Source organism: Bacillus sp. FH (assembly GCF_052216825.1).
GTDB classification, from domain to species: domain Bacteria; phylum Bacillota; class Bacilli; order Bacillales; family Bacillaceae_G; genus Bacillus_A; species Bacillus_A paranthracis.
Map to the genome: position 1 here is coordinate 2,066,175 of NZ_JBQOUU010000001.1, position 13,826 is coordinate 2,080,000.

At 40.6% G+C, this 13,826-nt stretch carries 4 protein-coding genes, 22 tRNA genes, 2 rRNA genes and 1 pseudogene (1 of these 29 only partly in view); 2 read left to right on the forward strand and 27 right to left on the reverse strand.

Annotated elements, in window-relative coordinates:
- Window positions 1–8: 8 nt before the first annotated feature.
- Both glgC and glgB read right to left on the reverse strand, forming a co-directional pair.
- Window positions 9–1,139: a glucose-1-phosphate adenylyltransferase gene (gene glgC, locus ACTT1L_RS10985; protein ID WP_000057612.1), complete on the reverse strand. Its 1,131-nt coding sequence runs from the start codon at window positions 1,137–1,139 to the stop codon at window positions 9–11.
- Window positions 1,087–3,024, reverse strand: coding sequence for a 1,4-alpha-glucan branching protein GlgB (glgB, locus tag ACTT1L_RS10990; RefSeq protein WP_442821908.1), 1,938 nt, complete (start codon window positions 3,022–3,024; stop codon window positions 1,087–1,089). The genes glgC and glgB overlap by 53 nt, the downstream gene beginning before the upstream one ends.
- A 469-nt stretch (window positions 3,025–3,493) precedes the next feature.
- On the opposite strand from glgB, the gene ACTT1L_RS10995 reads away from it, so the two are divergent.
- Together ACTT1L_RS10995 and ACTT1L_RS11000 are read left to right on the forward strand one after the other, a co-directional pair.
- A complete protein-coding gene (locus ACTT1L_RS10995; protein WP_442821909.1) occupies window positions 3,494–4,099 on the forward strand; it encodes a TasA family protein in 606 nt (201 codons plus the stop codon).
- A gap of 32 nt (window positions 4,100–4,131) precedes the next feature.
- Window positions 4,132–8,356, forward strand: a pseudogene (locus ACTT1L_RS11000) (S8 family serine peptidase).
- A 179-nt stretch (window positions 8,357–8,535) separates the two neighbouring features.
- On the opposite strand, the gene ACTT1L_RS11005 reads toward ACTT1L_RS11000, so the two are convergent.
- The 25 genes from ACTT1L_RS11005 to ACTT1L_RS11125 form a co-directional block, all read right to left on the reverse strand.
- Window positions 8,536–9,480: an L-lactate dehydrogenase gene (locus ACTT1L_RS11005; RefSeq protein WP_000715338.1), complete on the reverse strand. Its 945-nt coding sequence runs from the start codon at window positions 9,478–9,480 to the stop codon at window positions 8,536–8,538.
- Between the two features lie 728 nt (window positions 9,481–10,208).
- A tRNA-Glu gene (locus ACTT1L_RS11010) sits at window positions 10,209–10,280 on the reverse strand.
- 6 nt (window positions 10,281–10,286) lie between these two features.
- Window positions 10,287–10,377, reverse strand: a tRNA-Ser gene (locus ACTT1L_RS11015).
- Window positions 10,378–10,384: 7 nt separating this feature from the next.
- A tRNA-Asn gene (locus tag ACTT1L_RS11020) sits at window positions 10,385–10,459 on the reverse strand.
- Window positions 10,460–10,466: 7 nt separating this feature from the next.
- Window positions 10,467–10,543, reverse strand: a tRNA-Ile gene (locus ACTT1L_RS11025).
- Between the two features lie 10 nt (window positions 10,544–10,553).
- A tRNA-Gly gene (locus ACTT1L_RS11030) sits at window positions 10,554–10,624 on the reverse strand.
- 13 nt (window positions 10,625–10,637) lie between these two features.
- A tRNA-Lys gene (locus ACTT1L_RS11035) sits at window positions 10,638–10,713 on the reverse strand.
- A gap of 10 nt (window positions 10,714–10,723) precedes the next feature.
- Window positions 10,724–10,799: transfer RNA gene (locus ACTT1L_RS11040), tRNA-Thr, on the reverse strand.
- A 14-nt stretch (window positions 10,800–10,813) separates the two neighbouring features.
- A tRNA-Phe gene (locus ACTT1L_RS11045) sits at window positions 10,814–10,889 on the reverse strand.
- Between the two features lie 12 nt (window positions 10,890–10,901).
- Window positions 10,902–10,977: transfer RNA gene (locus tag ACTT1L_RS11050), tRNA-Asp, on the reverse strand.
- Between the two features lies 1 nt (window position 10,978).
- Window positions 10,979–11,055: transfer RNA gene (locus ACTT1L_RS11055), tRNA-Met, on the reverse strand.
- A gap of 27 nt (window positions 11,056–11,082) precedes the next feature.
- Window positions 11,083–11,175: transfer RNA gene (locus ACTT1L_RS11060), tRNA-Ser, on the reverse strand.
- 17 nt (window positions 11,176–11,192) lie between these two features.
- Window positions 11,193–11,269 (reverse strand) — tRNA-Ile (locus tag ACTT1L_RS11065).
- 4 nt (window positions 11,270–11,273) lie between these two features.
- Window positions 11,274–11,350 (reverse strand) — tRNA-Met (locus ACTT1L_RS11070).
- A 20-nt stretch (window positions 11,351–11,370) separates the two neighbouring features.
- A tRNA-Ala gene (locus ACTT1L_RS11075) sits at window positions 11,371–11,443 on the reverse strand.
- Between the two features lie 16 nt (window positions 11,444–11,459).
- Window positions 11,460–11,533 (reverse strand) — tRNA-Pro (locus tag ACTT1L_RS11080).
- 10 nt (window positions 11,534–11,543) lie between these two features.
- A tRNA-Arg gene (locus ACTT1L_RS11085) sits at window positions 11,544–11,617 on the reverse strand.
- A gap of 3 nt (window positions 11,618–11,620) precedes the next feature.
- Window positions 11,621–11,709: transfer RNA gene (locus ACTT1L_RS11090), tRNA-Leu, on the reverse strand.
- 16 nt (window positions 11,710–11,725) lie between these two features.
- A tRNA-Gly gene (locus ACTT1L_RS11095) sits at window positions 11,726–11,800 on the reverse strand.
- A 29-nt stretch (window positions 11,801–11,829) separates the two neighbouring features.
- A tRNA-Leu gene (locus ACTT1L_RS11100) sits at window positions 11,830–11,910 on the reverse strand.
- Window positions 11,911–11,932: 22 nt separating this feature from the next.
- A tRNA-His gene (locus ACTT1L_RS11105) sits at window positions 11,933–12,008 on the reverse strand.
- Window positions 12,009–12,017: 9 nt separating this feature from the next.
- A tRNA-Thr gene (locus ACTT1L_RS11110) sits at window positions 12,018–12,093 on the reverse strand.
- A 4-nt stretch (window positions 12,094–12,097) separates the two neighbouring features.
- Window positions 12,098–12,173 (reverse strand) — tRNA-Val (locus ACTT1L_RS11115).
- 4 nt (window positions 12,174–12,177) lie between these two features.
- A 5S ribosomal RNA gene (gene rrf / locus ACTT1L_RS11120) occupies window positions 12,178–12,293 on the reverse strand.
- Window positions 12,294–12,395: 102 nt separating this feature from the next.
- A 23S ribosomal RNA gene (locus ACTT1L_RS11125) occupies window positions 12,396–13,826 on the reverse strand (it continues 1,492 nt past the right edge of the window).

The window sequence follows — 13,826 nt, forward strand, 5'->3', positions numbered from 1 at the left end:
CCCCTTTTCTATTTCCCTTCAGCAATGAGTACTACATCGTCAACATTTTTTTCCGGACGAATAATTGTTCCATCTTCAATAACCATTTCCGATCCAACAATTGCCCTTTCAATCACAACATTTTTGCCAATCTTCGCTCCTGGCATAACGACAGAATCAATAACCATACTACCTTCTTCCACCGTCACCCCTTGGAATAATACAGAATGCTTCACGTCCCCTTCGATGACGCATCCTTCGTTAATAAGTGATTCTTCTACTCTTGCCTTTTCAGCAATATATTGAGGCGGTTCGTTTGGATTAACAGAATAAATACGCCAGTCACGGTCGTTTAAATTCAGTGATGTTTCATCGCGCAGTAAATCCATATTCGCTTCCCATAAGCTCTTCACTGTACCAACATCTTTCCAATATCCTTCAAACGGATACGCCATTAGCTTCTTCCCTTCATCTAATAAAAGCGGAAGCACATCTTTTCCGAAATCATTACTAGATTCAGGGTTTCTTGCATCCATTTCTAAATACTCTTTCAAAATCGCCCAGTTAAAAATATAAATTCCCATTGATGCAAGATTACTTCTTGGAAATTGCGGTTTCTCCTCAAATTCAACAATCTCCATCTCTTCGTTCGTATTCATAATGCCAAAGCGACTCGCTTCATCCCAAGGCACTTCAATAACAGAAATGGAAACGTCCGCTTCTTTCTCAATATGGTAATCTAGCATTTTACTGTAATCCATTTTATAAATATGGTCACCTGATAAAATGAGAACATACTCTGGTTCATATTGACTTAAATAGTTTAAGTTTTGATAAATGGCACTTGCCGTACCTGTGTACCACTTCACACCCGAAGACTCCGCATAAGGAGGTAATACTGTGACTCCACCGCTTACTCGGTCTAAATCCCACGCATTGCCAATTCCGATATAATTATGAAGTTCTAGCGGTTGATATTGCGTTAAAATCCCAACCGTTTCAATACCAGAATTCGCGCAGTTACTTAGCGTAAAATCAATAATGCGATATTTACCACCAAATGGAACAGCTGGCTTGGCTAAATTTTTTGTTAATGCACTTAATCGACTACCTTTTCCCCCTGCTAGTAACATTGCTACGCACTTTTGTTTTTGAGCCATCTTGTTTTTTGCTCCCCTTTCTCGTCTTCACTGGTCGTAATATGGATACGCCAAATGGTGGAATTGTAATTTCTACATGTGCTGCTTGATTATGAAACGGTTCTTGAATCGCCTTCAGACGTTTCTTATTTACTTGCCCTGATCCGCCATATTGCTCAGCATCACTGTTTAAAATCTCGTTATAATACTCAAAATCTGGTACACCTACTTTATAGTTTTCATATGTAGCTTTCGCAAAATTACATACGACAACTAACGCATCTTCTTGTTTATCCCCTTGGCGGATAAAAGAGAAAATACTTTGCTCATTATTATTAGCATCAATCCACTGAAAACCTTCAGGCGAATGATCAAGCTGCCAAAGTGGTTTGGAGCGCTTATACAATGCTATGAGCTCTTTAAAGTAATCATGCATATAACGATGCATTTCAAAATCATGTAAATTCCAATCTAAATCTTCAAGGTCTTTCCACTCATCAAACTGCCCGAATTCTCCTCCCATGAAAAGTAATTTCTTTCCTGGGTGAGTAAAGAAATATCCATATAATAAACGAAGTTGAGCAAACTTATCCCAGTAGTCTCCTGGCATTTTATTTAATAACGACTTTTTCCCATGAACGACTTCATCATGAGAAAGCGGTAATATGAAATTTTCAGAGTAAGCATATAGTAAAGAGAACGTCATTTTATCATGAATATATTTTCTATACTCTGGCGCACATTCCATATATTTCAGCACGTCATTCATCCAGCCCATATTCCATTTGTAATTGAATCCAAGCCCACCTTCATACGTTGGAGCTGTTACAAGTGGCCAAGCTGTTGAATCCTCTGCTGTCATAAGAAAATCTTCATCCTCTGCGAACACAGCTTCATTTAACTCTCGTAAAAATGAAACAGCGTGCTCATTACTTTGCTCTTGTCCTTCTTTATTCCAGTACAGCATGTTCGCAACTGCATCTACCCTGAAACCATCAATATGGAAATATCTCATCCAAAATAACGCATTTGAAATTAAGAAATTACGTACTTCCCTCTTTCCTAAATCAAAGTTGACAGTTCCCCATACTAGATTTTCTTGCACATCTTTATCTTTATATTCATAAGTCGGTGTCCCATCAAACAAATATAAACCGTGAGCATCTTTACAAAAATGCCCCGGCACCCAATCTAAAATGACACCGATTCCATATTTATGACATTCATCGACAAAATGCATCAAATCATGTGGTGTGCCGAATCTACTCGTTGCTGCATAATATCCCGTTCCTTGATATCCCCAAGAACGATCATATGGATGCTCAACAAGCGGCATAATTTCAATATGTGTAAATTGATGTTCCACCACATAAGGAATGAGTTCTTCTGCCATTTCCCTGTAAGAGTACAGTGTTCCATCTTCTTTCTTTTTCCAAGAACCGAAATGTAATTCATAAACTGTCATCGCTTCTTTATAAACCGATTTTTTCTTTTTCTTACGACTCCAGTTTTTATCATTCCATTCGTATCCCTTTATATCAAAAACTACAGATGCCGTATTCGGTCTTACTTCTGCATACACAGCATACGGATCTGCCTTAAGAATGACATCACCAGCCATCGTTTCAATCGCATATTTATATATTTCTCTTTCTTCTATATGCGGTATAAATAGGGACCAAATTCCCTCTTCTGTCACTTGCAGCATCTTATGTTGCTCATAATCCCATTCATTAAAATCTCCAACAACACTCATTGCTTTCGCATGAGGAGCCCATACTGTAAATCGTACACCTCGCATCTCATCTTCCGTCACAATATGTGCGCCAAAGATGTTATAACTGTCATAGTACTTTTCTGTATGAAACTCATCTCGTTTCACTTCTTCACAATTTATTACACTCAATATGCTCACCCCACTAAGATGACAGAATTTTTTATACTTTACCAATTCTGCGAAAAACTGAAATATCCTTGTTAATTTATAAAAAATATACGTTTTTTTCTTAAAAATATTGAATTTTTTTCACATTTCTATATAAAATATCGAATTTTGACGAATATTCATTGAAAACGCTTCATTTTTTACTAGTCTTTCATCTTACTATTTATTTCTCAACCTCTATTTTATTAGCTTCATCCTCTTTTTCATCCTATTTTCCACTTAAAATCGCAACAAAATAATCTGTCATAAAAAAATGTTTCTCAACATTTTTCGTCACAATTGTATTGAAATGGAAAATTTATAAGCATATACTTGTTCTCAATAAAGAACACCGACTTTTCGTAACTATAATTCATAGCGGACTACTATGTTTACTTATTTATCCTTGTTACGAACAGTCGCTATAAAAATTTAATTAGGGGGCTTTCTTATGTCATTAAAACAAAAGGTTGGAATGGGAGTTGTCACAGCAACGCTTGGCTTATCCCTTACATTCGGCGGTGTATTCGCCTACTTCAGTGATTCAGAAACATCTAGTAACTCATTTCAAGCTGGAACACTAGACCTTTCTATTAATCCAAGTGTAATTGTTAATGTGAAAGATTTAAAACCAGGTGACTTTATTGAAAAAAATTTCACACTTGAAAATAAAGGATCATTGGATATTGCAAAAGTAGCACTTGAAACATCCTATGAAGTTACAGATGCAAAGAAAAATAATGATGGTGAAGATTTAGGCGATCACATCATCGTTAAATTTTTAGTGAATGATGGAAAGCCATCTAATCCAAACGATGATCATGAAATTTTGTGGGAAACAAAACTATCAGAATTAAAAACTATGAAACCTGAAGATGTGGCTACTTCTCTAGAACGTCATAACTTAATAGACGGTATTAAATCTGGTGAAACAGATTATTTACACGTGCTCTTCTCCTTTGAAGACAACGAACAAGATCAAAATAAATTCCAGGGTGATTCCTTACAGCTAAACTGGGCATTCCATGCAGAGCAAACACCAGGCACGGAGAAATAAATTTTAAAATATAAATTATCGGAGGCTTATACATGAAAAAGAAAAATCGTTTTGTTACCGGAATTGTAACGGCTGGTGTTCTGCTTTCAACTGCCCTTCCGTTCAATGTACTTGCTGAAAATCCTATTAACCAAATTGACTCTTCAAACGCCCAGTCTTTACTATCAAAACTTTCTAAAGAACAGCGCCAGGCATTACAAACGTTAGATGCCAACCCTGGTTTTACTATCTCGCCAGATATTAATACAAGTAGTTCGGAACCAGTAAATATCATTGTAGAATTTCAAACAGCTCCAGTAAAGATTAATGAATTAAAACAAAAAGAAAAAGGATTACAAGCTGCTCCTGAAAATATAAAAGCGCGTATTGATCAAGAGCATGAGGAATTTCAAAAAGGACTAAAACGCCTTTATCAATTTAGCCCATCAGTAAAGTCAGGGAATTTCCAGTCTGTACAAATTAAACGTTCTTATAAACATGCGATAAATGGGGTTGCGCTGACGTTACCTGCAAATACAGTAGAAGAATTGTTACGAATTGGCGTTGTAAAGCGTATTTGGAAAGATTATGAAGTGAAACTAAATTTACCAAAACAAGCAGAGCAGAAAGCACCTCAAAAACTAACAGATAGTATTCCGCAAATTGGGGTCGATAAGTTACATAGCGAAGGCATTACCGGAAAAGGAATTAAAGTTGGTGTATTAGATACAGGTATTGATTACAATCATCCTGACCTAAAAGACGTGTATAAGGGCTATCGCGCAAAACCTGGCGAAGACTCTAGCAAGGTAGATCCAAACTCAGTAAAAGGTTGGGACTTTATTAATAACGATGCAGATCCGATGGAAACAACTTATACAGAGTGGCAACAATCTGGCGCTCCTGAATTTGATGATCGTGGCTCTTCCTTCTACACAGCCCACGGTACTCACGTAGCAGGTATCGTTTCTGCGCAAAAGAAAAACAAATCAGATTCCGCAGTAAAAGGTGTTGCACCTGACATTGAACTGTATAACTATCGTGTACTCGGTCCATACGGAAGTGGAGCTAGTTCAGGTATTATTGCTGCAATCGATAAATCAATTTCTGACGGTATGAACGTCATTAACTTATCGTTAGGTGATGAGAGCAACAATCCGCTTGATCCAACGTCTATCGCTGTTAACAACGCAATGCTTTCCGGTGTTGTTACAGTCGTTGCCGCTGGAAACTCTGGTCCAAATCCAGCAACACTCGGATCACCAGGTGCTTCTCCCTTTGCAATTACGGTTGGAGCAAGTGATAGCTCTATTTCCTTACCGAAACTATCAAGTCATGCTGGACAAGTGCAATTCCCTAACTTAATTTTATTTGGCAAAAACTTCACTGATAAAATAGAAGATTTCAAGGGACAAACGTTATCTATCGAATCGGTAGGAATCGGTACGCCTGATGAATTTAGTAAAAAAGATGTAAAAGGAAAAATCGCTCTCGTTGCACGCGGTACACTCTCATTTGATGAAAAAATTGCGAATGCAAAACAAGCTGGTGCAAAAGCCGTTATTATTTATAACAATGTGGACGGAGAAATTCCTTTCTACGTTGGCGAAAGTACAAAATACATTCCCGCATTCCGCCTAACGAAAGAAGACGGTGAAAAACTAAAAGCTCAAATCGAACAAGGTAATACATCCTTTACCTTTGACGAACTTAGTTATATTCAAACAGAAGGCGATCATCTTGCAGACTTTAGCTCACGCGGCCCTGTTACATCAAATGATGATATTAAACCAGATATTACAGCGCCTGGTGTTGCTGTACTTTCAACAGTACCTGAATATATTAACGACCCACAAGAGGGCGAAAACTATGACGTTTCCTACGAGCGTATGCAAGGAACATCTATGGCTTCTCCTCATATCGCGGGCGTTGCTGCTCTTATTTTACAAGAACATCCAGAATACTCTCCATTCGATGTAAAGGCGTCTCTTATGAACACAGCTGATGATTTAAAAGAAAAGTATTCCGTATATGAAGTTGGAGCTGGACGAGTAGATGCGTACAACGCCGTTCATACGGAAACTAGTTTTAAAGTGCTAGATACAACAAAAACAGTTGTAAATGATGAAGTAATTGAAGTCCCTGAAGAAACTGGATCCATTGCATTCGGGAAGTTCTATCAAAAAGACGGTGAAGCTCTTGAACAAAAACGAAATATAAAAGTGGAAAACCATAATAAACAAGAGAAAAAAGAATTTAAAACAGAAATTTCTTATACACCAGCATCTTCTTCTATTAACGACGCTACCGCAAACGGTGTAAAAGTTTCTGTTCCAGAAACAATTACACTTGATGCTGGCAAATCAGGTGAAATTGAAGCAAAAATTAATGTTCCAGCCGGTGTAAAACAAGGCCGATATGAAGGATATATTCATATTACAAATACGAAAAATAAAGAAGAAACGTACCAAATTCCGTTCTCTATTCGTGTATCAGAACCTGGTATTGAAAATGCAATATTATCAAGAAAAGCAATTTCAACTGATACATCAAAGTTTAATCCATATGGTGAATCATATGTTCACGGGGCATTCCAATTAAATAGCGAACTTGAAACGTTAGACCTTATCGTGAAAGATTCGAAAACAAATAAAGCACTCGGCTTCATTGGGACATTAAACACGACTGGACTAAAAACGGATGTGTATTACTACTTAGATTCATTCTTTAACGGAAAAGTGTATCCTTTCACAAATGACCCTGCAAAACCAATTGGTGATGAGAAAATCAACTTACCAGAAGGAGACTATACAATAGAGTTTGTTGGCTATGATAAAGCTGGGAAAGCACGTGTGAAAGGTGATTATGTCGTAATTGATAATACACCGCCAGAAGTAAAATTAACTGGATTAAAACCTGGTATTTATGAATTAAATGAAGAAAATTACACAGTAGAAGATGGTAAAAAAGCGTTATGGATTAAAGGAAATGTGTATGATTCAAACGTTGACTACTTAAAAGGAAAAGGATTAAACATTACGCAAGAAGCAAATGGAGTTATGTATTATGACTATTCTCCATACTTGCATAAGTTTTTACCTATTAATGCAAACGGTGACTTTAAAGTTGGCATTACTCCTGAATCCTTTAAAGTGGAAGGTCCAATGAACACAGGTGTATATATTTTCGATTATGCAACTGCAGGTCCTGACTATCCAAGCGGTGTAAATAATTATTGGTTTATCCCGCAAGGAGCTCAATATGCAAAGGCTAGTTATGATAAAAAAGAAGTATATAAAGGGGACGAGTTCACAGTAACCCTAAACGCGAAACACGTAAAACAATTCGTTGCTGGGGCATTTAACGTAAAATTCCTAGAGAAGAACTTCAAATTTGCAAATGTGAAATTGAATCCTGCTTTTGAAAAACTCCTTTCTGAAAAAGGGGTAACCGCAAAAATAAATGAATCAAAACTAGAAGAAGGTTCTGTTACAGTAGGCGGGGCTATTGATGATAACAACTTCAGCTGGATTAGATGGTGACTTCCCGTTCATTGATATAACTTTTAAGGTAGAAAATGATGAATTTTATGAAGCAAATGCTCAATTAGATTTATCAGTGTTCGCTTACTGGAAACAAGGTGAATCAGAGCCAAATAGAATGCGTGTCCTTCAAGATCAAACATTCTCAGTTATGTCTTTAAACTCACTAGTAGAAGGAAATATTAAACCTGGTGCATTCTTAAATGAACGTGGCTATTTAGATGAGAAATTCGATTATACAAAGCTTGGCGTAAAAGTATATGCAACAGATTCTTACCGTCATAAGTTTGAAGGCTCACTAGATAAATACGGATACTTCAAACTAAATGGACTTCCTGTTAATAAACGCGACTATAACTTATATGTAGAAGTACCAGGGCATTTAACAAGCCGACTAACAACGAAACTTGGTACTGAAAAAGACGGTAAGCTAATTGGCCAATATTATTATGCACGCCTTGATGAAAACCTTGCAGGTGATGTAAATGGCGATAAAGTAATTGATATAAAAGATGCTGAAATTATCGCTAGCAACTATGGTAAAAAAGGAGTATCTGTGAAAGACGGTGACCTAAATAAAGATGGTATTGTTGACGAAAAAGATATTCGCTTCGTTGAAAAGAACTTCTTGAAAAAAGGTCCCGATGCATCTAAATCACAAACACCTGTTGAAAAATCAAAAAGCGGTACACTGGCAGATATTTTAAAGAAATTGGGATTAACGCCTAAAAAATGATAATAATAAAGAGCACTCTACGCAAAGTAGAGTGCTCTTTTCTATAAACGACCCTGATCCAGCAAAAGGGGTATATTGGGGATATACAAGGGAAACCGGAAAAGGAATTTATATTAAATTATATATAAATCCAGAAGTAAGAAGTAGTTCCCCACTTCTGGATTATTTAGCAATTATTATTATAGTACTGGTGCCATTGTTTCTTTTAATACTTTTACAGAATGAGCAAATTTCGCTTTTTCATCCTCATTTAACTCAAGCTCTACGATTTCACGTACACCTTCACGGTTAATTACAGCTGGAACACCTACGTAAGCATCTTTCTCACCGTATTGACCTTCAAGGTATGCAGATACAGTTAATACGCTGTTCTCGTTGTTTAAGATTGCTTTAGTTACACGAAGTAGTGACATACCGATTCCGTAATAAGTTGCACCTTTACGCTCGATGATATGGTAAGCTGCATCACGTACGTTTTCAAAGATTTTGTCTAAGTCTTCTTGTTTGTACTGTTCGTTGTTAGCTAAGATTGTTTCTAGTTTTTGTACACCGATAGTAGCGTGACTCCATACTGGAAGTTCAGTGTCACCGTGTTCACCAACGATGTAAGCATGAACGTTACGTGGATCTACATCTAAGTAGTCACCTAACATGTAACGGAAACGAGCAGAGTCTAAAGTAGTACCAGAACCAATTACACGCTCTTTTGGTAGACCAGATTCTTTCCAAGTTACGTAAGTTAAAATATCAACTGGGTTAGTTGCGATTAAGAAGATTCCATCGAATCCGCTATCCATAATACCGCGAACGATTTGTTTAAAGATCTTTGTATTTTTCTCAACTAAGTCTAAACGAGTTTCACCTGGCTTTTGTGGTAATCCAGCAGTGATAACTACTAAATCTGCATCTTTACAATCTGCATAGCTACCGCTCCAAACTTTTGTTGGTGATGGAGAGAATGGTACCGCATGGCTTAAGTCCATTGCTTCCCCTTCTGCTTTTGCTTCATTAACATCTACTAATACGAATTCTTCAGCTACACCTTGGTTGATCATTGAGTAAGCGTAACTACAACCTACAGCTCCTGTTCCTACTAATACTACACGATTGATACCTTTTTTCATGGTAATTTCCCCTCTCTATTGTTCACATATATTTTTTATGATTGTTTAAGTAATTAATTAAAATACTAATTTAATGTTGTTTAACTTCTTTACACTCATATTGTAGCACGTATTATTGTGAATTACTTCACAAATTATGACCTATTTGTGAACTTTTTCACATAGAGTGTAAAGTTATTGGAATAGGTGTGGAATCCATTTCAATGGAGGCGTTTTCTTTAGATTGTGAAAGGGATTTTCTTATGTTTTTGTCGGTAAGTGAAATTATATCGGCGATTTTTAGAATATATCGACTGTAACTCCAAATATATCAGCGATTATTGAAATTTATCGACCGTAACTCAAATTATATCGGCGATTTTTGCAATATATCGACTTACCGACAAAACTCGACAACGTTAGCATCATAAAAAAGCTGTCTCCAGTAGATCACCTATTGAAAGACAGCTTCTTCTATTTATACTATTTGTTTTCTGTGGTAGCGCCTAATACAGAAATTTCAATATTAAAAAGCTCAATTAAAGTATCCTTTAGTTGAGCGACCCATATTTCAATTTTTATTATTCAACTGTATCTAATAACTCTACAACTAATTCCTTAGGATCTTCCCAGCTATGATATATTTCTAAGTGCCATTTCGTTAATGACCTTGAGTATCCCTTTTTCTATCCAAAGTCCACTTTTACACAACAAAAAAGAGATAGCAGATTATGCTATCTCTTTTAATATGACCCGTACGGGATTCGAACCCGTGTTACCGCCGTGAAAGGGCGGTGTCTTAACCACTTGACCAACGGGCCAATTACTGGCAGAGAAGAAGGGATTCGAACCCTCGCACCGCGTTCGCGATCTACTCCCTTAGCAGGGGAGCCCCTTGAGCCACTTGGGTACTTCTCTATAAATATGGCTCCGCAGGTAGGACTCGAACCTACGACCGATCGGTTAACAGCCGATAGCTCTACCACTGAGCTACTGCGGAACAATTATGGTGGGCCTAAATGGACTCGAACCATCGACCTCACGCTTATCAGGCGTGCGCTCTAACCAGCTGAGCTATAGGCCCATAATTGAAAAGCGGGTGAAGAGAATCGAACTCTCGACCAGAGCTTGGAAGGCTCTTGTTTTACCACTAAACTACACCCGCATTAAATTGTAAATGGTGAGCCATGAAGGATTCGAACCTTCGACCCTCTGATTAAAAGTCAGATGCTCTACCAACTGAGCTAATGGCTCATTTTGAAAGTGGTGCCGGCTAGAGGACTTGAACCCCCAACCTACTGATTACAAGTCAGTTGCTCTACCAATTGAGCTAAGCCGGCTTGCGACTTCAAAATGGTGGCTCGGGACGGAATCGAACCGCCGACACGAGGATTTTCAGTCCTCTGCTCTACCGACTGAGCTACCGAGCCTTTATGTAAAAATGGCGGTCCCGACCGGGGTCGAACCGGCGATCTCCTGCGTGACAGGCAGGCATGTTAACCACTACACCACGGGACCTTGGTTGCGGGGACAGGATTTGAACCTGCGACCTTCGGGTTATGAGCCCGACGAGCTACCAGACTGCTCCACCCCGCGACGATAAAATATTTAATTAAGAAAAAATGGAGGAGGTAGAGGGATTCGAACCCCCGCGCGACTCTCGCCGCCTGTCGGTTTTCAAGACCGATCCCTTCAGCCAAACTTGGGTATACCTCCGAGATATAAACTTCTAATGGTGGACCTTGTAGGACTCGAACCTACGACCGGACGGTTATGAGCCGTCTGCTCTAACCAGCTGAGCTAAAGGTCCTTTATGGTAGCGGCGGAGGGGATCGAACCCCCGACCTCACGGGTATGAACCGTACGCTCTAGCCAGCTGAGCTACACCGCCATAAATGATATTAAAATAAGTGGAGCCTAGCGGGATCGAACCGCTGACCTCCTGCGTGCAAGGCAGGCGCTCTCCCAGCTGAGCTAAGGCCCCATGTTTTTTGGGAATATCGGGAAGACAGGATTTGAACCTGCGACCCCCTGGTCCCAAACCAGGTGCTCTACCAAGCTGAGCCACTTCCCGTTAATAAAAGCGCGCCCGAGAGGAGTCGAACCCCTAACCTCTTGATCCGTAGTCAAACGCTCTATCCAATTGAGCTACGGGCGCATATGGTGCCGAGGGCGGGGGTCGAACCCGCACGGTGGTCACCCACCGCAGGATTTTAAGTCCTGTGCGTCTGCCTGTTCCGCCACCCCGGCATGTCATATTGAAAATTGGAGCGGAAGACGGGATTCGAACCCGCGACCCCAACCTTGGCAAGGTTGTATTCTACCACTGAACTACTTCCGCAAGACATGTATGAGTTATTTAATTAAAAGTGCGGGTGAAGGGAGTCGAACCCCCACGCCAAAGGCGCCAGATCCTAAGTCTGGTGCGTCTGCCAATTCCGCCACACCCGCATATTAATTTATTTAAGAAAAATGGGGCGACTGATGGGAATCGAACCCACGAATGCCGGAGCCACAATCCGGTGCGTTAACCACTTCGCCACAACCGCCATGATTTCTGGTGCCGACTAGAGGACTTGAACCCCCAACCTACTGATTACAAGTCAGTTGCTCTACCAATTGAGCTAAGTCGGCTAAATGGTGGAGGATGACGGGATCGAACCGCCGACCCCCTGCTTGTAAGGCAGGTGCTCTCCCAGCTGAGCTAATCCTCCATTTGCCTGGCAACGTCCTACTCTCACAGGGACAAGGTCCCAACTACCATCGGCGCTAGAGAGCTTAACTTCCGTGTTCGGTATGGGAACGGGTGTGACCTCTCTGCCATCATTACCAGACTGTATTTATTTAAGACAAGAATTATTGTAACTCATTTAACTTTGAAAGTCAACAAGTTTTTTTATATTCTTTCAAAACTAGATAACATTGCTTCATATTATATGGTTAAGTCCTCGATCTATTAGTATTCGTCAGCTCCACATGTCACCATGCTTCCACCTCGAACCTATCAACCTGATCATCTTTCAGGGATCTTACTAGCTTACGCTATGGGAAATCTCATCTTGAGGGGGGCTTCATGCTTAGATGCTTTCAGCACTTATCCCTTCCGCACATAGCTACCCAGCTATGCCCTTGGCAGAACAACTGGTACACCAGCGGTGCGTCCATCCCGGTCCTCTCGTACTAAGGACAGCTCCTCTCAAATTTCCTACGCCCACGACGGATAGGGACCGAACTGTCTCACGACGTTCTGAACCCAGCTCGCGTACCGCTTTAATGGGCGAACAGCCCAACCCTTGGGACCGACTACAGCCCCAGGATGCGATGAGCCGACATCGAGGTGCCAAACCTCCCCGTCGATGTGGACTCTTGGGGGAGATAAGCCTGTTATCCCCGGGGTAGCTTTTATCCGTTGAGCGATGGCCCTTCCATGCGGAACCACCGGATCACTAAGCCCGACTTTCGTCCCTGCTCGACTTGTAGGTCTCGCAGTCAAGCTCCCTTATGCCTTTGCACTCTACGAATGATTTCCAACCATTCTGAGGGAACCTTTGGGCGCCTCCGTTACACTTTAGGAGGCGACCGCCCCAGTCAAACTGCCCACCTGACACTGTCTCCCGGGTCGATAAGACCCGTAGGTTAGAATTTCAATACAGTCAGGGCGGTATCCCACCAGCGCCTCCACCGAAGCTAGCGCTCCGGTTTCAAAGGCTCCCGCCTATCCTGTACAAACTGTACCAAAATTCAATATCAGGCTACAGTAAAGCTCCACGGGGTCTTTCCGTCCTGTCGCGGGTAACCTGCATCTTCACAGGTACTATAATTTCACCGAGTCTCTGGTTGAGACAGTGCCCAAATCGTTACACCTTTCGTGCGGGTCGGAACTTACCCGACAAGGAATTTCGCTACCTTAGGACCGTTATAGTTACGGCCGCCGTTTACTGGGGCTTCAGTTCAGAGCTTCGCTTACGCTAACCCCTCTCCTTAACCTTCCAGCACCGGGCAGGTGTCACCCCCTATACTTCGCCTTACGGCTTCGCAGAGAGCTGTGTTTTTGCTAAACAGTCGCTTGGGCCTATTCACTGCGGCTTTCCGTTAAGAAAGCACCCCTTCTCCCGAAGTTACGGGGTCATTTTGCCGAGTTCCTTAACCAGAGTTCTCTCGCACACCTTAGGATTCTCTCCTCGCCTACCTGTGTCGGTTTGCGGTACAGGCACCTTTTATCTCGCTAGAAGCTTTTCTTGGCAGCGGGGAATCAAAGACTTCGCTCCATAAGGAGCTTCCCCATCACAGCTCAGCCTTTACGATAAGCGGATTTGCCTACTTATCAGCCTAACTGCTTGGACGTGCACAACCAATCGCACGCTTCT

What these genes read in the sequence shown, in the direction of transcription:
- glgC (WP_000057612.1), bottom strand. Translation starts at nt 1,139, where the DNA reads ATGGCTCAAAAACAAAAGTGCGTAGCAATGTTACTAGCAGGGGGAAAA.
- ACTT1L_RS10995 (WP_442821909.1), top strand. Translation starts at nt 3,494, where the DNA reads ATGTCATTAAAACAAAAGGTTGGAATGGGAGTTGTCACAGCAACGCTT.
- ACTT1L_RS11005 (WP_000715338.1), bottom strand. Translation starts at nt 9,480, where the DNA reads ATGAAAAAAGGTATCAATCGTGTAGTATTAGTAGGAACAGGAGCTGTA.